The sequence below is a fragment of the Croceicoccus estronivorus genome (assembly GCF_001625325.1).
In the GTDB taxonomy this organism is placed as follows: Bacteria; Pseudomonadota; Alphaproteobacteria; order Sphingomonadales; family Sphingomonadaceae; genus Caenibius; species Caenibius estronivorus.
The window spans coordinates 20,678-38,126 of sequence record NZ_JRQQ01000009.1 but is presented as its reverse complement, the minus strand read 5'-3'; the positions used below and the strand labels follow the sequence as shown (position 1 = coordinate 38,126).

General features: G+C 63.1%; 15 protein-coding genes and 1 tRNA gene. 6 read left to right on the top strand and 10 right to left on the bottom strand.

Translation table 11 applies throughout. The features are described from left to right. Nucleotides 1-17: 17 nt before the first annotated feature. Complete coding sequence (locus MB02_RS13940) at nt 18-392, bottom strand: hypothetical protein (protein ID WP_067538857.1); 375 nt, start codon at nt 390-392, stop codon at nt 18-20. A gap of 70 nt (nt 393-462) precedes the next feature. Between MB02_RS13940 and mobA the strand changes: the two genes are divergently transcribed. After that, nucleotides 463-1,008: a molybdenum cofactor guanylyltransferase gene (gene mobA, locus MB02_RS13935; protein WP_067538855.1), complete on the top strand. Its 546-nt coding sequence runs from the start codon at nt 463-465 to the stop codon at nt 1,006-1,008. Here mobA and metW read toward each other — a convergent pair. Together metW and metX are read right to left on the bottom strand one after the other, a co-directional pair. Further along, on the bottom strand, nt 1,005-1,607 hold the full coding sequence (gene metW, locus MB02_RS13930) for a methionine biosynthesis protein MetW (RefSeq protein ID WP_067538852.1): 603 nt from the start codon (nt 1,605-1,607) through the stop codon (nt 1,005-1,007). The genes mobA and metW overlap by 4 nt on opposite strands. After that, nucleotides 1,607-2,713: a homoserine O-acetyltransferase MetX gene (metX, locus tag MB02_RS13925; RefSeq protein ID WP_067538849.1), complete on the bottom strand. Its 1,107-nt coding sequence runs from the start codon at nt 2,711-2,713 to the stop codon at nt 1,607-1,609. Before metX ends, metW begins: the two co-directional genes overlap by 1 nt. Before the next feature lie 71 nt (nt 2,714-2,784). On the opposite strand from metX, the gene hisC reads away from it, so the two are divergent. Beyond that, nucleotides 2,785-3,900 carry a histidinol-phosphate transaminase gene (hisC, locus tag MB02_RS13920; protein ID WP_067538847.1) on the top strand — a complete coding sequence of 372 codons (1,116 nt, stop codon included), beginning with the start codon at nt 2,785-2,787 and terminating at the stop codon, nt 3,898-3,900. Continuing rightward, nucleotides 3,897-4,805, top strand: coding sequence for a prephenate/arogenate dehydrogenase family protein (locus MB02_RS13915; protein ID WP_067538845.1), 909 nt, complete (start codon nt 3,897-3,899; stop codon nt 4,803-4,805). Before hisC ends, MB02_RS13915 begins: the two co-directional genes overlap by 4 nt. A 21-nt stretch (nt 4,806-4,826) precedes the next feature. Here the strand turns inward: MB02_RS13915 and MB02_RS13910 are convergent, their stop codons facing one another. The 4 genes from MB02_RS13910 to ftsE are packed head-to-tail and all read right to left on the bottom strand — an operon-like array spanning nt 4,827 to nt 7,682. Then, on the bottom strand, nt 4,827-5,510 hold the full coding sequence (locus MB02_RS13910) for a lysophospholipid acyltransferase family protein (RefSeq protein ID WP_067538843.1): 684 nt from the start codon (nt 5,508-5,510) through the stop codon (nt 4,827-4,829). Beyond that, on the bottom strand, nt 5,510-6,046 hold the full coding sequence (locus MB02_RS13905) for a YdcF family protein (RefSeq protein ID WP_067538840.1): 537 nt from the start codon (nt 6,044-6,046) through the stop codon (nt 5,510-5,512). The genes MB02_RS13910 and MB02_RS13905 overlap by 1 nt, the downstream gene beginning before the upstream one ends. Then, on the bottom strand, nt 6,043-6,960 hold the full coding sequence (locus tag MB02_RS13900) for a cell division protein FtsX (protein ID WP_067538837.1): 918 nt from the start codon (nt 6,958-6,960) through the stop codon (nt 6,043-6,045). Before MB02_RS13900 ends, MB02_RS13905 begins: the two co-directional genes overlap by 4 nt. Next, on the bottom strand, nt 6,957-7,682 hold the full coding sequence (gene ftsE / locus MB02_RS13895) for a cell division ATP-binding protein FtsE (RefSeq protein WP_067538835.1): 726 nt from the start codon (nt 7,680-7,682) through the stop codon (nt 6,957-6,959). Before ftsE ends, MB02_RS13900 begins: the two co-directional genes overlap by 4 nt. A 135-nt stretch (nt 7,683-7,817) precedes the next feature. Between ftsE and MB02_RS13890 the strand changes: the two genes are divergently transcribed. From MB02_RS13890 to MB02_RS13880, 3 genes are all read left to right on the top strand, one after another. Continuing rightward, nucleotides 7,818-8,681 (top strand): zinc-ribbon domain-containing protein, encoded by an 864-nt coding sequence (locus MB02_RS13890; protein ID WP_067538833.1) that lies wholly within the window; start codon nt 7,818-7,820, stop codon nt 8,679-8,681. A 153-nt stretch (nt 8,682-8,834) separates the two neighbouring features. Continuing rightward, a tRNA-Leu gene (locus MB02_RS13885) sits at nt 8,835-8,921 on the top strand. A 98-nt stretch (nt 8,922-9,019) separates the two neighbouring features. Next, a complete protein-coding gene (locus MB02_RS13880; protein WP_067538831.1) occupies nt 9,020-10,648 on the top strand; it encodes an alpha-D-glucose phosphate-specific phosphoglucomutase in 1,629 nt (542 codons plus the stop codon). Between the two features lie 3 nt (nt 10,649-10,651). Here the strand turns inward: MB02_RS13880 and MB02_RS13875 are convergent, their stop codons facing one another. From MB02_RS13875 to MB02_RS13865, 3 genes are read right to left on the bottom strand one after another with little or no spacing between them, the layout of a single operon-like run. Beyond that, entirely contained in the window at nt 10,652-11,536 is an 885-nt protein-coding gene (locus MB02_RS13875; protein ID WP_067538829.1) for a transglutaminase family protein, read from the bottom strand. Next, entirely contained in the window at nt 11,533-14,016 is a 2,484-nt protein-coding gene (locus MB02_RS13870; protein ID WP_082826203.1) for a circularly permuted type 2 ATP-grasp protein, read from the bottom strand. The genes MB02_RS13875 and MB02_RS13870 overlap by 4 nt, the downstream gene beginning before the upstream one ends. Further along, nucleotides 14,013-17,387, bottom strand: coding sequence for a transglutaminase family protein (locus MB02_RS13865; RefSeq protein WP_067538825.1), 3,375 nt, complete (start codon nt 17,385-17,387; stop codon nt 14,013-14,015). Before MB02_RS13865 ends, MB02_RS13870 begins: the two co-directional genes overlap by 4 nt. Nucleotides 17,388-17,449: the final 62 nt, after the last annotated feature.

Here is a 17,449-nt window from a genome sequence, read left to right as displayed (position 1 = left end):
CTGGAAACCTGCTCAATCTAAAGCCCGGAAGCCTCCAGCGATGCGAGACAGGCCGGCATCATGGCATCCAGCCGGCCCGGCTCGGCAAGCGCAGCCGCTTGCTCCTGCAACGCCGATTGCAGTTCCTCCCGCGTCATCCCGGCAGCATTCATCACCTGCGCACTGGCGCGGACGAAATATTCACGGCCACGTTCGGCCAAAGGCGGGTAATCCGCCAGAGCGGCATCGCCCCGTGCCTGCCCCGCCGCAACTTGCGCAAAGGCGGCGGCACAACGCAGTTTGAACTGTTGTGCGGGTGTCAGAGGTTCCGATGCGCCAGCCGCAACCGAACAGGCAAGGAGAGCAGTGCCGAGCAGGACGGCCGGAACGAACGGCGTTGTTCTGAAGTTCATTCCCGCCTTATAACAGGCGGATGATGAACCGCAGCAGACAACTTCGTCCCTCCGTATTGGCCCTGTCCTCATGATTCTTGGCGTGGTTCTGTCCGGCGGGCTCTCCACCCGTTTCGGCAGCGACAAGGCATTGGCCGAGTTCGACGGGCACAGCCTTCTGTCCCGTGCGGTCGACATGCTTTCCGGCTGGTGCGAACAAGTGGTGATTGCAGGGCGCGAAGCGGGGCCCGCACCATGCATTCCCGATTGGCCCCGCCCCGGCATGGGCCCGCTGGGCGGAATCGCAGCCGGATTGCACCACGCACGGGATGCCGATTTCGAAGCGATCCTGAGCTGCGGAGTCGATTCCACCGGTTTGCCCGGCAACCTGCTGGACATGCTCAACCCTGCCCCTGCCTATCTCGCGGACCAGCCTGTAATCGGACTCTGGCCCGTATCTGCCGCCGATGCTGTTGAAGCCATCCTTTCAGGCGAAGGCCGCCATTCGATGCGTGCCTTCGCAGAACGGATCGGCGCACGGCCCGTGCCGCTCGACCGGCCGCCGATCAATATCAACACGCCGGACGACCTTGCCGCCTTGCGCCAGGGCATCCGTCAGCGCGGCATCGAATCCTAGCGAGAGATCTGGAACACCGCGTTCTGTGCCCGCCAGTTGGCCACTGCGGCACCCACTTCCCGGCCGTTGGCAACGAACCAGCAACGCTCCACCTTCACGCCTTTCCGATCCAGCAAATCCCGGAAATCGGCAATCGTCAAATGATGGATATTGGGCGTATCGTACCAACTGTAGGTCAGGTGACGCGTGACCGGCATTCTCCCCCGCCACATCAACGCCATGCGCACCCGCCAGTGGGCGAAGTTCGGGAAACTGACGAAAGCCTTGCGCCCCACGCGCAACAGTTCATCCAGCATGACATCGGGCCGAAAAGTCGTCTGCAAGGTCTGGCTGAGGATCGCGTAATCGAACGAGCCGTCAGGATAGAAGGCAAGGTCGGTATTCGCATCCCCCTGAATCACCGACAGCCCCTTGCTGACGCACTGAGCGACCTTGGCTGGGTCGATTTCCATCCCGCGCGCATCGACGCCCTTCCCGTCGCGCAATGCCGCCATCAGCGTGCCGTCGCCGCACCCGATGTCCAGTACGCGCGAACCCGGTGCGACATGATCGGCGATCAGTGCAAGGTCAGGCCGCAGGGGAGTGTTCGTCTCGGCCATCAGTCGAGAAACCCCGTCACCACGCTGTCGAGCGCAGGAACGTCGAGCAGGAAACTGTCATGCCCATATGGCGCAGACAGTTCCACGAAACTGACCGGCGCACCAGCCGCGTTCAGCGCATGCACAAGCTTGCGCGACTGTTCCGTGGGATAGAGCCAGTCCGTATCGAAACTGATGACGCAGAAGCGCGCATCCGTTTTCGCGAATGCTTCCGCCAGCTTGCCGCCCTGTTCCTCTTCCAGATCGAAATAGCTCATCGCGCGGGTGATATAGAGATAGGAATTGGCGTCGAACCGGGTGGTAAAGCTCAACCCCTGATGGCGCAGATAGCTTTCTACCTGGAAATCGGCGTCGAAGCCGAAGCTCTTCGCATCGCGATTCTGCAGGCGGCGGCCGAACTTCCCGGTCAGGCTTTCTTCCGACAGATACGTGATGTGCGCCGCCATGCGGGCAACCGCCAGCCCGGCGTCAGGCGATTTGCCCGTGCCATAGTAGTTGCCCCCCTGCCAATCCGGATCGGCCATGATCGCCTGCCGCCCAACTTCCTGAAAGGCGATGTTCTGTGCCGCCATCGCCGCAGTGCTGGCAATCACCAGTACCCGTTCCGGTATATGCGGCCAGTTGGCGGCCAGGCTCAACGCTTGCATGCCACCCATCGACCCGCCGACAATAGCGTGCAGCCGTTCGATACCAAGAGCATCGAACAAGGCCACATGGGCGCGCACCATGTCGCGAATGGTGATGACCGGGAAACGCATGGCATAAGGCTTGCCATCGGGCGCAAGGCTGCCTGGGCCCGTCGATCCCATGCAACTGCCGATCACATTGGCGGACAGGACATAGAAACGATCGGTATCGATCGGCTTGCCCGGCCCCACCATCCGGTCCCACCAGCCGGGCTTGCCGGTGATTGGATGCGGGCTGGCCACGTACTGATCGCCAGTCGTCGCATGGGCAACGAACACCACGTTGTCCTTCGCCGGTGCAAGTTCGCCATAGGCCTCGTACGCAATACGTACCCCCTCAAGCCGCTGCCCACCATCAAGCGGCAGCGGTTGGGACAGTTCCAGCACATCGCTGGCGGTAACGGTCGCGCCATTGGCCATAGTGCCACGCGAATTGGGGTACGCGCCCCCTACTGTCAATCACACTCTGTCAATCGGTGCGGAACAAGGCTATGCGCCCGGCCGTGACTGAGAAGCGCCCCATAGCCAAGCCATGGATCGAGGCGATCCATGCTTACGTCCCCGGCAAGAGCAAGACGGCGGATGGCCGTCCGCTGATCAAGCTTTCGGCCAACGAAAATCCGCTGGGCACCAGCCCGGCGACATTGGCCGCCATATCCGACGCAAAGCCGACCTGCCTCTATCCCGATCCCGATTCCATCGCCCTGCGCGAGAAAATCGGGGAAGTGCACGGAATCGATCCGGCCCGGATCGTTTGCGGCGCAGGATCGGATGAATTGCTGAACCTCGCCGCCCAGGCCTACGCCGGGCCGGGGGACGAGGTCATCTACGTCCGCTATGGCTTTTCGGTTTACGACATCGCTGCACGCCGATGCGGGGCGACCCCCGTTGTCGCACCGGATCTGGATTACGGCACGGACGTCGATGCCTTGCTGGCGCTGGTCAACGAGCGGACGCGTGCCGTCTTCATCGCCAATCCCAACAATCCGACCGGCAGCTTCCTTCCTCGCGGAGAGATTGCACGTCTGCATGCCTCCTTGCCGGATGATGTGCTGTTCGTGCTGGATCAGGCCTATGCCGAATATCTGGACCCGGAAGACGACGACGGCGGGCTGCAGCTTGCCTCGAAGTTCGAGAACGTGCTGGTCACCCGCACCTTTTCCAAGATCTACGGCCTTGCCGGTCAACGGATCGGGTGGGCCACGGGGGCACCGCATCTCGTCGCCATGATCAATCGCATCCGGTTACCGTTCAATGTCGGCAATACCGGACAGGCGATGGCCGTGGCCGCTCTCGACGATCAGGGCTTCGTCACTCATTCCCGCGATCACAATCGTTCGGAGCGCGCGCGGTTTGCCGCCGCGATAGAGGGGCTTTCCAACCATGGCCTGCGTCCCCTGCCGAGCGAGGCCAATTTCATCCTGATCCTGTTCGAAGGCGCATTGACGGCAGAGGTTGCCCAGGACGGCCTGGCCGAGCGCGGCTATGCGACGCGATGGTTGCCGGGGCAGGGCCTGCCGCAAGGGCTGCGCATCACGATCGGAACGAGCGAACAGATGGACGACATCGTCGCTGCCCTGCGTGAAATGGCAGAGGCCGCGCGATGAGCTACGGCAAGGTCGCAATCATCGGCCTGGGCCTGTTGGGGGGATCGATCGGTCTCGCTGTGGCCGAGCATCTGCCCGGCGTGGCTACCACAGGCTATGATGCCGATCCTGCCGTGCGCAAACGCGCAGCCGAGCGCGGCCTTGCCGGCACGATCTGCGAAAGCGCTTCCGATGCCGCGACCGATGCCGATCTTGTCATTTTCTGCGTACCCGTCGGGGCGATGGAAACCGCTGCGCGCGAAATCGCCGGCTCCATCAAGCCCGGCTGCGTCATCAGCGATGTCGGTTCATCAAAGCAGAGCGTACTCAACGCGCTGACCACGGCCCTGCCCGGCGCACCAGTGATCCCGGCCCACCCGGTTGCCGGAACCGAACACAGCGGCCCCGATGCGGGCTTTGCCAGCCTGTTCCATCACCGCTGGTGCATCGTGACGCCACCGGAAAACGCCGACCCGGCTCAGGTGGAAACGCTCTGCGATTTCTGGAGCGCACTTGGCGCCAAGGTCGACACGATGAGCCCGGAACATCACGATCTCGTGCTGGCCGTAACCAGCCATGTGCCGCATCTGATCGCCTATACCATTGTCGGCACGGCTTCCGATCTGGAAGATGTGACACGCAGCGAAGTCATCAAATATTCGGCCGGCGGTTTCCGCGACTTTACCCGTATCGCAGCTTCCGATCCCACCATGTGGCGCGACGTGTTCCTCAACAACAAGGACGCCGTGCTGACTATGCTGCAGCGCTTCACCGAGGATCTGACCGCGTTGCAGCGCGCCATCCGGGTGGGCGACGGCGATACCCTGTTCGAACACTTCGCCCGCACGCGCGCCATTCGCCGGTCGATCATCGAGGAAGGACAGGATGATGCCCGGCCGGACTTCGGCAGAGGCGATCACGATTAATGCCTTCAGGGCGGGCGAACCCTACCCGTTCAACGCATTGATGGCTTCATGCACCCGCTGCTCGATTTCCGCACGCGGCAAGCCGGGGGGAATCGGTTCTCCGAAGCGATAGGTAATTGTCCCGCTCCGCTTCCACGTGCGGTGATAGAGCGGGCCGCTATCGACAGCGACCGGAACGACCTGCAGCCCCAGCAACTTGTAGAGCCCGGCAAAGCCCGAACGCAGAGGGGCCCGCTCTCCATGCGGCACACGCGTACCTTCCGGAAAGATCACCAGCTGGCGCCCATCCGCGATCCGCTTGCGCGCTAGGACCACCATCCGCCGCAATGTGCGCGCACCTTCCCCACGCTCTACCGGTATCAACCCATAGGCGAGTGCGACCCGGCCCCAGCCTGGTATCCGGAACAGTTCGGCCTTGGCGAAAATCGCCGGCCGGAGAAACAGGTTGGGCGCATCCAGTGCTTCGAAGAAGCTCTCGTGCTTGATCGCATAGAGGGCCGGACCGTCGGGCCGCGGGCCTTCTTCACGAATGGTGATGCCGAGGAACACGCGCGCGCAACGGCGATGCCAGCCCGTCCATGCGTGGGTTATCCCTGCTACGCCCCGGCCCCCGAACGGCAGCGTCGCCAGCGCCAGCAACACGAACAGAACGCTGCCGCCATAAAACATGAGATAAAACGCCACGCTTCGGCCCGCAGCAGCCATTATGCGAAAACATCCCACAAGCGCACTGCCTGACTGGCGAGCAGCTTGTTATATTCGAGGAACAGAGTGCGCATCGACGGCTGTGAAGGCACTGCATCCCGCAGGACAGCGACACTTTCCGGTAATTCCTGCCCCAGTTCGGCAGCGGCACGGCGCATGTGCCAGTCCGCTGTTACCAGCCGCACCGATTTCACCCCGTTCCTGGCAACCCATTGCGCGGTTTCCTGCGCATTACCGCGCGTATCCACTGCATCGCTGCCCAATGTGATGCAACAATTCATCAGGCGTTGCTCCACCTTGTATTCAGCGGCGAATTCCCGCGGCTTCACTTCCGGATCGACCCCCGTCACCAGCATTTTCTTCGCCTGCCTCGCCCGCAGGAGCGTGAGCCCGCGGTCGATCCGACCCCGGCTGCCGGTCGGGACGACGATCGCATCGGTTTTCCGCATTCCGGCAGGTGCGGGCAACGCGACTGCGAACCACAGGAAACCGAATGCCCAGAGCAGGAACAGCGCAGCCAGAATACGACGGATCACAGCATCCTCCGCAAGGCAGCCGTTACAGTGAAACGCGCGGTCAACGTGGCCAGCACGACCCCTGCCACCGGAATCAGCGCGAGCAGGAGCCAATCAATCGTCGTCAGTCCGCCGACCGCCATCATGCCGGAATCGAGATCCGCGAAACGCTGTGCCATGGCAAAAATCCCGATCAGCCCCACCGCCAGTCCGGCAACCCCGCCAAGCATCGCATCCCGTGCGACGGAGCGCTGGAATATACGTGCAATCTGCGCATCGGTACCACCCAGATGATGAACGACATCGATCGTTTCGCGATTGCTGCCCAGCGCAGTCCTGGCTGCCAGCCATACGGCTGCAGTGCTCGCCGCGGCCAGCAGGAGGATCAGGGCCAGCGCAAGATATTGCAATGATCGGATTGCCGAAATGACCGGGCGCAGCCAGCTCGCCTGCGCATCCACCTGAGCGGCAGGGGCCACTGCCAGCAATTGCCGGCGCAGGGCGTCGATCCGGCTGCGACTGGCCCCTGAATCGAGGCGTACGTCGATCAGGGCGGGAAGGGGAATGGTCTCTCCTCCTGTCGCGCTTTCCCCCAGCCAGGGTTCGATCAGACGGTCCAGATCCTCCTTCGGGACCAGCGCGGCGGAGGCGACACCGGTTGATGACCGCAGCAGCTTCAGCGCCGCCTGCGCCTGGCGATCCCGTTCCGCAGGCGCGGCTTCGACAATCTGCACAGTCACTCCGCCCGACAGCTCCGCACGGGATGCATTGGCCAGATTGTTCAATGCCAGGGCACCGGCCGCTGCGACAGTGGTCAATGCGATCATGATTGCGATCACCCAGGGCATCGGGCCAGCCAGCCGGGCCTGCGGCAGCAATTGCGCACTGCCCGCCCCTTTCAAGCCGGAAAACCCCCGCATGATCGCCTTTCTCATGAAGTCGCAGCCTGACGCCGCGGAGGATAGCGCAACGCCCCGGTCGGGTCGGCAAGCCGCCCCTTGTCCAGCCGCATGATAAGGGATTCCGGCACTTTGCGGAGCAGATGCAGATCGTGGGTCGCGACGACCACAGTCGTACCCAGACGGTTAAGCGCCTCGAACAGGCGCAACAGCTTCAGCGCCATATCCGGATCGACGTTACCGGTCGGTTCGTCTGCAACCAGCATATCAGGGCGGCCGATCACAGCGCGCGCAATCGCAACCCGTTGCTGCTCCCCGCCTGACAACGTGGCCGGACGCGCTTCGGCCCGGTCGGCCAGCCCGACCCATTCGAGCATGTCGGCTACAGGCTTCGCGAGATCATGTTCCGACACCCCGGCCACCCGCAGGGGCAACGCCACATTGTCGTATGCAGAGAGGTGAGGGACGAGTCTGAAGTCCTGGAACACGACGCCCAATCGCCTGCGGAACGCCGGCAGACGCTCTCGCGACAAGGTGATGACATCAGTGCCGAACATGCGGATCATCCCGCGCGAGGGGCGCTGGGCGAGGTAGAGCAGCTTCAACAAAGAAGTCTTGCCCGCCCCGCTGGCCCCGGTCAGGAAATAAAAGCTGCCCGGATAGAGTGTGAACGACACGTCGCTCAACACTTCCTTCCCGGTGCCATAGCGCAGCCCGACATTGTCGAACTGGACAATATCATCCCCCCCGGTGTTCATCGGGGATCGGTAGAGAGCGAAGCATGCATAGCGCGCGGGCTATAGCTGCCAATCGATGTGGAAAAAAGCCATCTGCAACGCCGACTTCATTGTCCAAGACTTGTTGGACGCCGATACGCATGCTTTACAGGCATAATGATTATATCCTGCCCTGCCTGCGGTACGCGTTATGTCGTTCCCGACAGCGCGATCGGCGTGGAGGGGCGAACCGTACGTTGTGCGAAATGCCGCCATAGCTGGTTTCAGGACGGGCCGGAAATCGACACCGGGGAAAACCCGCCTGCGGCACCCCCGCCACCACCACCTCCTCCAGCGCCACCGCCGCCTTCACCGGCAGATATGATGGCCGATGATGCCGTGGCGGAACCTCCTGCGGTCGAACAGGTGGCGGAGCCCGCACCACCACCTCCCGCTGCCGAAACGGTTTCCGAACCGGAAGAAGAAGAGGAACCCGTCCCTGCACCGCCCGAATTCTCGGCACGCAGTGGGCTGCGCGACGATATTCCGCCTGCCCCGGAAGAGGCAGACGACGACTATTCCCATTTCGAACATGAGCCTCCGTTCCGGCGGCGGCGCAACATGCTCAAACTGTGGACGGCGGCAGCAGCCCTGTTCGCAGCGATTGCGATCGGGATCGTGGCCGCCGTCAGCTATTGGGGCGTGCCCGACTGGGTGCCGATCGCCCGCCCGGTCTTCGCTCAGGCGGAACCTGACCTGCTGCTGGAATTTCCGCCTGAAAAGCAGGACCGCAGAACCCTGCCTAACGGCACTGAATTCTTTGGCGCCAGCGGCACGGTGACCAATGTGGGGACCACGGTGCACAATGTTCCCCCGATTCTCATCGTGTTACGCGATGCACGCGAACGCATTGTGTACAGTTGGGAGGTCCCACCTCCGAAAACCAAGCTGGCGCCCGGTGAAAGCGTGACCGTGAACGAAGCAGTGACTGACGTTCCCCGTTCCGCCAAGTTTGCGGAAATCGGCTGGAAACCGAGCTGACACACGATAGCTTGCGGGGCCATGCCACTGGTTGCGCCCCGATAAATCTGAAATCTTGGCCAGATGATACGAGGGCGCTTGCAGGGTGCAGAGCCCTTTGCTAAGGGCCCGCTCCTACCCTGCGGGGCCCCATCCGGGGCCCTTGTCGATTGTGCGGTCGTGGCGGAACTGGTAGACGCGCAACGTTGAGGTCGTTGTGGGCGAAAGCCCGTGGAAGTTCGAGTCTTCTCGACCGCACCATCACCCTTCTGGCATAGTGATCCTTGCCTTCGGGCAAACATTCCCGGCAGCATACAGAATCCTTGCGCCATGGCCCCCTGCCTTGCCATGAAGGGGATATGATCCAGACCGTTCCGACACGCCCGTTCGATGGCCAGAAGCCCGGCACTTCCGGCCTGCGGAAGAAAGTTTCCGTCTTCCGGCAGCCGAATTATTCGGAAAACTTCATCCAGTCGGTGTTCGACGTGGCCAAGGCCGCGAAAGGCTCCACTCTGGTGATCGGCGGTGACGGACGTTTCCATAATCGCACGGTTATTCAGCAGGCGATCCGCATGGCCGCGGCAAACGGATATGGGGAAGTCCTGGTTGGCCAGGGCGGAATCCTGTCCACCCCGGCGGCGAGCCATGTAATTCGCAAATTTGGCGCGTCCGGCGGCCTGATCCTTTCTGCCAGCCACAATCCCGGCGGCCCGGATGCGGATTTCGGTATCAAATACAACATCGCCAATGGCGGCCCGGCGCCTGAAACCGTGACCGAGGCGATCTATGCGCGCACGCGGGAAATCAACCGGTGGATGACGGTGGACACACCCGACATCGACCTCGACACCCTTGGCACAGTGGAAGTCGGCGGCATGGCGGTCAAAGTGATCGATCCGGTGGCCGATTATGCCAGCTTGATGGAAAGCCTGTTCGATTTCGCCGCAATTCGTGCGGCGGTGGCCGACGGATTCACCATGGCCTTCGATGCGATGAGCGCGGTCACCGGACCCTACGCAATCGAAATTCTCGAGAACCGGCTGGGTTTCCCCAAGGGGACGGTGCGCAGCGGCGTGCCGCTGGAGGATTTTGGCGGTCACCACCCCGATCCCAACATGGTCCATGCCAAGGCCCTGTTCGACCTGATGATGGGCCCCGATGCCCCTGATTTCGGCGCGGCATCCGACGGCGACGGCGACCGCAATCTCATTATCGGCAAAGGGCGCTTCATTACCCCGTCCGATTCGCTGGCCATGCTGGCAGCCAATGCCCACCTCGCACCGGGCTATGCGGGTGGATTGAAAGGCATTGCCCGCTCCATGCCGACCAGCGCGGCGGCAGACCGGGTGGCAGACGCAATGGGCGTCCCCTGTCATGAAACGCCGACCGGATGGAAATTCTTCGGCAACCTGCTCGATGCGGGGATGGCGACGATCTGCGGGGAAGAAAGCGCCGGGACCGGATCCGACCATGTTCGCGAGAAGGACGGGCTGTGGGCGGTTTTGTTGTGGCTCAATATCCTGGCCGTGCGGGGCGTGTCAGCGGACACGCTGGCGCGCGAACACTGGGCTCGTTTCGGCCGCAACTATTATGCTCGGCACGACTATGAAGGGATCGAAACGGCCTGCGCAGACGCCCTGATGGCCGAATTGAAGACCAACCTTGCCCCATTGCCCGGGGCTGCTTTCGGGCCGCTTACCGTGGCCACTGCCGACAGCTTTTCCTATACCGACCCGGTCGATGGTTCGGTCAGCACGAACCAGGGCATCCGCATACTCTTCGAAGGCGGATCACGCGTGGTATTCCGCCTTTCGGGGACAGGCACCGAAGGCGCCACCCTGCGCGTCTATCTCGAACGGTTCGAACCGGCGGATGGCGACCTGGACGAGGAAACATCGGCGATGCTGGCGGATCTGATCGCCGCGGCAGATCGCATTGCGGGAATCGCACGACACACCGGGCGATCCGCGCCGGATGTGGTGACCTGAAATCTAGACTTCCCCTTCCGGGATGACATCGACGGCGGTGGTCATCTCATGCGCGGGAGATCCGACGAACACGCCATCGACCGGGGCGACATCGGCATAGTCGCGGCCCATGCCGATGGTGACGTAATCTTCGCCGGCAGGCCGGTCATTGGTCGGATCGATCGCTACCCAGCCGATCGAGGGACCGCACCAGACATCGACCCACGCATGCATCGCATCCGCCCCAACCAGCCGGGGCTGGCCGGGCGGAGGCTCCGTCCTCAGATAGCCGCTGACGTAGGCTGCGGGGATGCCATAGGCGCGCAGGGCAGCGATCATGACATGGGCGAAGTCCTGACATACGCCATGCCGCGCACGAAACGCATCGACCGGCGGAGTATCGCTGGCCGTCACACCCGGCGTGTAAGCGAACGAGCGATAGATTTCCGCGCAGAGCGCCTTGATCGCACCCAGGATGCCTGACTGGTCATCAGCCAACATCGGCGCGGCCCATGCGCAGATTTCGGGCTCGATTACGACAATGCGCGAACCGAACAGAAACTGTGCCGGGGCGAAATCGCCAAGTTCGCCCACCTGCAAGGCAGCCGCGCGAACTTGGGCAAGGGTGGTCCCGTCATCCTCCGGTATGGCCAGCGGCCAGACTTCCATCCGAAACTCGCTCGTCACCACCAGCTCTTCCAGTGGCGCATCGAAGGAAACCAGCGTGCTGTTGACGTGAAAGGGGCCGAACCCTTCCGTCAGGCGCGCTGGCTGCGGCGAAACGACCATCCGGTAATCCCGCAGGGCCTGTCCCGGCCATGCCGCAGGCTTGAGACGGATGGCAAAGCGCGCCAGATCAACCGGCGCGCCATACGTCACCCGCGAAGTATGGCTGACATGATAGATCATTGGATGGATGGCTTGTCCGCCCTGCCCGCCTGTGGTTCCCGTTGCAGGAAATAACGCTGCGTGATTGCGTCGGAGAGGGCGAGCACCTCCTGCAACAGCTCTTCCAGCGTAGCATGATCGACCGCATCGGCATCGAGCGCGGCAATCCGCATCTCCATGCGGCGAACGGCCCGCATCGGCGGCTCCGGCATTCCATCGGCCCGCAGGGTCGGCAAGGTAGCGATATGGCTGGCCAGTTGCCGAACCTGAAACGCCAGGCCACGCGGCTGGTCCGGATCTAGCAGCACCATGTCCAGCACTGGGGGAATGAAGGGAATGGCAAGGTAGCGGTTGCGATAGAGGTAGTGGCAGTCGAACAGATCGAGCAAGGCCGTGAGATCATCGCCGCTGGCATGGCCGGGGACCATTTCCAGCGTCGCCTGCAAGGCCAGCGAAGCCCGCTCCACCCGCACTCCCATGTCCAGGAAATTCCATGCCGGGGTCCGGCTCATGCTTTCTGCCGTCATGCCCGAAAGCGTGGCGAAACGTTCCATCAGGCGTTCCGCCGCATCCGCCATGGAATCGCTGTCCAGCGGCACGAAGCCCGGCATCGGCCGATTGATGACCCGCCAGCTGTCGATGAACAGACGGTCGCGCAGCAACCGGGCGATCTGCCGCACATTGCCGATCAGCGCGGGAACAGAACCGGGGCGCTGCGCATCGCTCAGCGCGGCAGCAGCCAGCTCCTCTGCGGTTCCTTCGGTCGTTTCTATCACGCCCCACCGTGCCAGCAGCCCTGCCAGCCGGTCCGGCACCGTGCCGCTGACCTGTTGGGCGGATTGCATGCTCGACGCCGCGAGCAGGGCCCGCACCACTCGCGCGGTCATTTGCACCCGTTCGCTGTAGCGACCGAGCCAGAACAGGTTATCCGCCGCCTGGCTGGGCAGGATCTTTGCCGCACGGCGGACGGCTGGCGGGCTGAGCGCCGGCGGTGTCGCGACTTTCGCTCCGGGGGCATCGTCGACCACGCAAAGATCCGTCGACAGATCGCCTTCGCTCATCAACGGCGTGCGCAGTTCGCCTGCCTGCGACAGACGCACCAGCCCACCCGGCATCATGCACCAATGCCCATTCTCGTCACGCGCGAGAAAAGTCCTGACCGTGAAGCTGCGCGGCGCGAAGTGCCCCTTTTCCCAGCATGGCGTAGTGCCGATGCGGATCACTTCCTGCCCGGTGTAATCCATCGGACGCCGTTCCATCGCCTGCAGCAAAGCCTCTCGCGCCGGGCCGGTAAAGCTCGCCCCCGGACGGGTCCGCCCATCCTCCAGCCCGGTCACCGCACCGCGAAATGCCGGGCTGATCATCAAGGTATCGAGATTTTCCGCGACATGCTGCCGTTCCCAGTCCTGCCCGCACCACCACGTCGACAGATTGGGCAGTTTCAGAGGTTCCCCGAACAGCACTTCGGCCAGACGCGGTAGAAATGCCGACATGGCGCGGGCCTCTATCACCCCGGCACCGGGCCAGTTGGCGGTAATCAACCCGCCTTCAGCCCAGGCGGAAAACAAATCCGGCACCCCGATTTCCGAACGGGAATCGAACGCCAGCGGATCGAGATTGCGCGCGTTCATCCAGCGCCAGAGCGCATCGACGCGTTTCAGCCCGGCGATTGTGCGGACGAACAGCTTCGAATCCTGCACCAGCAGGTCCCGCCCCTCGACCAAAGCGAAACCAAGATAGCGGGCAAGGTGGGCCTGCTCGGGATAGGCCTGGTTGAAACGGCCCGGCGTGAGCAGCGCGATACGCGGATCTTCGCGTGAACAGGCCGCCGCGATCCCCCCGCGCATGGCGTCGAAGAAATCAGCCAGCCGCCGCGCGCCGATGGCCGAAAGCAGGCTGCCCGTGCCGCGACTGAGCGCAATGCGGTTTTCCAACGCATAGCCGATACCCAGAGGCAGGCGGACACGGTCGGCCAGCACCCGCCATTCGCCAGTGGGGCCACGCGCGAGATCCACGCAATAGACATGCAGGAAATGCCCGGAGGACGGCGGCACGCCGACCATCTTGCGCGTAAAATCGCGGCTGCCGGTTACGGCTGCGGCGGGCAAGTGCCCATCGGCAACCAATTGCTGCGGCCCATAGATGTCGGCAATGACCCGTTCGAGCAGGTCGGCGCGCTGGACCAGTCCATCTTCCAGCCGCTGCCACTCCTGCGCACCGATAATCACCGGCATGGGATTGAGCGGCCATGGCCGTTCCTGCTCCTCACCGGTCAGCAGATAGCCAAGGCCCAGATCCTCGACATGGCGGCGCAGGTAATCCTCGATCCCCTTGCTGCCTGCGATGGCGCTGGCGAAAATATCCCACTTGGCCGCCACATTGGGCGGGGCGTCGGCGTAGATGTCCCCACGCGAACCATCCGGTGCATAGAAGGCAAGCGGAGACGCGTTCGGAGCCATGCCGAACAGGTCCGCATCCGCAATCCCACCGTCCGTGTTCATCCAGGCCTGACCGGGCGGCGCAGGTCCAATGTCATCGGAAAGTCCCCCCCTTGTTCGATCGGCGGCATTTCCACCTTGCCCGGCGTATGGCCGTGGCTCTGGAACCGTGCCTTGCGCCGCGATTCCGCTTCGTAGCCATTGACGGGCACATCATCATAGGCCCGCCCGCCCGGATGCGCCACATGATAGACGCAGCCCCCCAGCGAGCGGCCGTTCCAAGTGTCCAGCACATCGAAAGTCAGCGGCGGATCGGCATCCAGCAAGGGATGCAGGCAAGTGGCGGGCGACCATGCCTTGTAACGGACCCCGCCCACGCCTTCGCCCTGCATGCCGGTGGGATGCAATGGTACCCGGCGGCCGTTGCAGGCAACGATGTGACGCCCCGGAACCAGCCCGCGCGCGCGGACCTGAAGCCGCTCGGTCGAACTGTCGACATACCGGACCGTACCGCCGATGGCCCCTGTTTCGCCCAGCACGTTCCACGGTTCCAGCGCATGAGATATCTCCAGCGAGACCCCGCCTGCCTCGATCTCTCCATGGACCGGAAAACGGAACTGGCGCTGCGCCTCGAACCACTGGGGATCGAAATCGTAGCCCGCCTCGCGCAAGTCGGCCAGCACGTCGAGAAAATCCGCCCATACGAAATGCGGCAGGAGAAAGCGGTCGTGCAACGAAGTGCCCCAACGGACAAGACCACCCGATTGCGGTTCGCGCCAGAACCATGCCGTCATCGCCCGCAACAGCAATTGCTGGGCAACGCTCATCTTCGCATCCGGCGGCATCTCGAACCCGCGGAATTCGACCAGGCCAAGCCGCCCTGTCGGCCCGTCGGGCGAATAGAGCTTGTCGATGCAGATTTCGCTGCGATGGGTGTTGCCGGTCACATCGACCAGCAAGTTGCGGAACAGCAGATCGCTGATCCACGGGAATCTGGGCGGCTCGTCCGGCCCCGGTACCTGATCGAGCGCGATTTCCAGTTCATAGAGACTGTCATGCCGCGCCTCGTCGAACCGCGGCGCCTGGCTGGTCGGGCCGATGAACAGGCCGGAGAAGAGATAGCTGAGCGATGGATGGCGTTGCCAATAGAGCACGAAGCTCTTCAGCAGATCGGGGCGGCGGACGAACGGGCTTTCGGTCAGGCTCGCCCCGCCCAGCACGATGTGATTGCCGCCGCCTGTGCCGATGGAGCGGCCATCGACCATGAACTTGTCCGCCGTCAGCCCGCATTCGCGCGCTGCATCGTAAAGCCGGGTGGTGATGTCCACCAGTTGCGGCCAATCCTTCGCCGGGTGGATGTTCACTTCGATCACGCCGGGATCGGGCGTGACTTTCAGAACATTGATACGCGGATCGGGCGGCGGGGGATAACCTTCCACTCTGACCGGCATGCCCAGCTTTTCCGCCGTCGCCTCGATCTCGGCCACCAGTTCGAGAAAGTCTTCCAGCGCCTCGACCGGAGGGATGAACACCGACAGGTACGATCCGCGCGATTCCACCGTAATCGCGGTACGCACGGCACCTTCGATTATTTCCTGTTCGACCCGTTCCTGCTGCGCCCCTTCGGTTGCCACGCGTTCCATCCGCTGGCCGGCGGGCGTTTCCACTTCGCGGTCGTCCCGCCCGGCAGCAACGCGTTGTTCCCGATAATCGGCCAATGGCGCCTGCGGGTCGGTAGTGACGCGCGGGTGGATATAGGGGTAGTCGGACTTCGATACGTAAGGCAGCGATCCGAGCGGCAGGCGATAGCCGAGAGAGCTGTCACCCGGCACCGCAAACAATACTCCGGTTCTTACGGACCACTGCTCGCTCTTCCAGCGCGACGCTTTCGCCGGGGCTGCATTCCATCGCTGCACCGGCAGGACGAAACCGACCGGCTGCGAAAGCCCCCGCGCAAAGGTGCGCACGATCCGGGCCCGCTCTTCCGGATCGTCGATTTTGGGATCGCCCGGTGTGACGTTGACCGGCAATTCCCCTTCGCGTTCGATCCACTTTTCGGGATCTTCAAAAACGGGTTTTACGAAGTCGCCTTCGAGCCCGAGACCCCGTGCCGCCTCGGCCAGAAAAGACCCGGCATCTTCGGCGCTGAGAACACGATCTTCCGCCTTGGCTTCCTCGCAGCCTTCCTGCTGATCGGACGCAATCAGGGCCGGATCGCGCCACAAGGGCTTGCCATCGGCCCGCCAGTACAAGGAGAAGCCCCACCGTGGCAGGCTTTCACCCGGATACCACTTTCCCTGACCATGATGCAGCAGGGCACCGGGCGCAAAGCAATCGCCCAGCTTGCGGATCAGCTTGTCGGCATACAGCGCCTTGGTCGGACCGACCGCTTCCCCGTTCCATTCCGGTGCTTCCGGATCGCCGGCGGCAACGAAGGTCGGCTCACCGCCCATGGTCAGCCGCACGTCCTGCGCCACAAGATCGGCGTCGACCTTGTCGCCCAGCGCCAGCAACGCTTCCCACCGGGTATCGGTGAAAGGCTTGGTAATCCGCACGGCCTCCGCCATGCGGGCCACGTTCATTTCGAAATGAAAATCCACTTCCGCCGGTTCGGCCACACCGGAAATCGGCGCGGCGGAACGGTAGTGAGGTGTTGCGGCCAGCGGAATGTGTCCCTCGCCCGCGAACAGACCCGATGTGGGGTCAAGCCCGATCCAGCCCGCACCGGGAACATAGACTTCGGCCCAGGCATGCAGGTCGGTGAAATCGGCTTCCGGCCCCTTAGGCCCATCCACCGGCTCCACGTCGGCCTTCATCTGGATGAGATAGCCGGAAACGAAGCGCGCCGCATATCCCAGCCGACGCAAGACATTGACCAGCAGCCAGCCGCTGTCGCGGCATGACCCGGTCCCGAGTTCCAGCGTTTCCTCTGGCGCCTGGACACCGGGCTCCATTCGCACGACATAGCCGATGCGCTGTTCCAGCATCTGGTTCACATGCACAAGGAAGTCGATTGTCCGCCCGCGAAACTGCGCGAATTCCGCAACCAGCGCATCGACCAGCGGGCCGCTGGGCGCGGGTTCGAAATAAGCGGCGAGGTCTTCCCGCTGCACCTCGTCATATGTGAAGGGAACTTCTTCCGCCCCTTCTTCCACGAAGAAGTCGAACGGATTGATGATGTCGAGATCCGCGATCAGGTCCACTTCGATCGAGAAACGATCCACCCGTTCGGGGAACACGATGCGCGCCAGCCAGTTGCCGTGCGGGTCCTGCTGCCAGTTGAGGAAATGCCCCGGCGGCTCGATCTTGAGCGCATAATTGGGGACCTTCGTCCTACTATGCGGGGCGGGACGCAACCTCACGACCTGGGGCCCGAGTTGCACCGGGCGATCGTAATGGTATCGGGTGAGATGATACAGGCTGGCGCGGATCATCGCGGCATTAGACGCTCAAAATTGCTGCACTGCAACAAGAGATTTCACGCGGAATACCGTGC

Coding starts and splice junctions, on each gene's coding strand:
- MB02_RS13915 (WP_067538845.1), top strand. CDS start 3,897: ATGAGCTACGGCAAGGTCGCAATCATCGGCCTGGGCCTGTTGGGGGGA.
- metX (WP_067538849.1), bottom strand. CDS start 2,713: ATGGCCAATGGCGCGACCGTTACCGCCAGCGATGTGCTGGAACTGTCC.
- hisC (WP_067538847.1), top strand. CDS start 2,785: ATGCGCCCGGCCGTGACTGAGAAGCGCCCCATAGCCAAGCCATGGATC.
- MB02_RS13910 (WP_067538843.1), bottom strand. CDS start 5,510: ATGGCTGCTGCGGGCCGAAGCGTGGCGTTTTATCTCATGTTTTATGGC.
- MB02_RS13875 (WP_067538829.1), bottom strand. CDS start 11,536: ATGATCTATCATGTCAGCCATACTTCGCGGGTGACGTATGGCGCGCCG.
- MB02_RS13940 (WP_067538857.1), bottom strand. CDS start 392: ATGAACTTCAGAACAACGCCGTTCGTTCCGGCCGTCCTGCTCGGCACT.
- MB02_RS13890 (WP_067538833.1), top strand. CDS start 7,818: ATGATTATATCCTGCCCTGCCTGCGGTACGCGTTATGTCGTTCCCGAC.
- metW (WP_067538852.1), bottom strand. CDS start 1,607: ATGGCCGAGACGAACACTCCCCTGCGGCCTGACCTTGCACTGATCGCC.
- mobA (WP_067538855.1), top strand. CDS start 463: ATGATTCTTGGCGTGGTTCTGTCCGGCGGGCTCTCCACCCGTTTCGGC.
- ftsE (WP_067538835.1), bottom strand. CDS start 7,682: ATGAACACCGGGGGGGATGATATTGTCCAGTTCGACAATGTCGGGCTG.
- MB02_RS13880 (WP_067538831.1), top strand. CDS start 9,020: ATGATCCAGACCGTTCCGACACGCCCGTTCGATGGCCAGAAGCCCGGC.
- MB02_RS13870 (WP_082826203.1), bottom strand. CDS start 14,016: ATGAACACGGACGGTGGGATTGCGGATGCGGACCTGTTCGGCATGGCT.
- MB02_RS13865 (WP_067538825.1), bottom strand. CDS start 17,387: ATGATCCGCGCCAGCCTGTATCATCTCACCCGATACCATTACGATCGC.
- MB02_RS13900 (WP_067538837.1), bottom strand. CDS start 6,960: ATGAGAAAGGCGATCATGCGGGGGTTTTCCGGCTTGAAAGGGGCGGGC.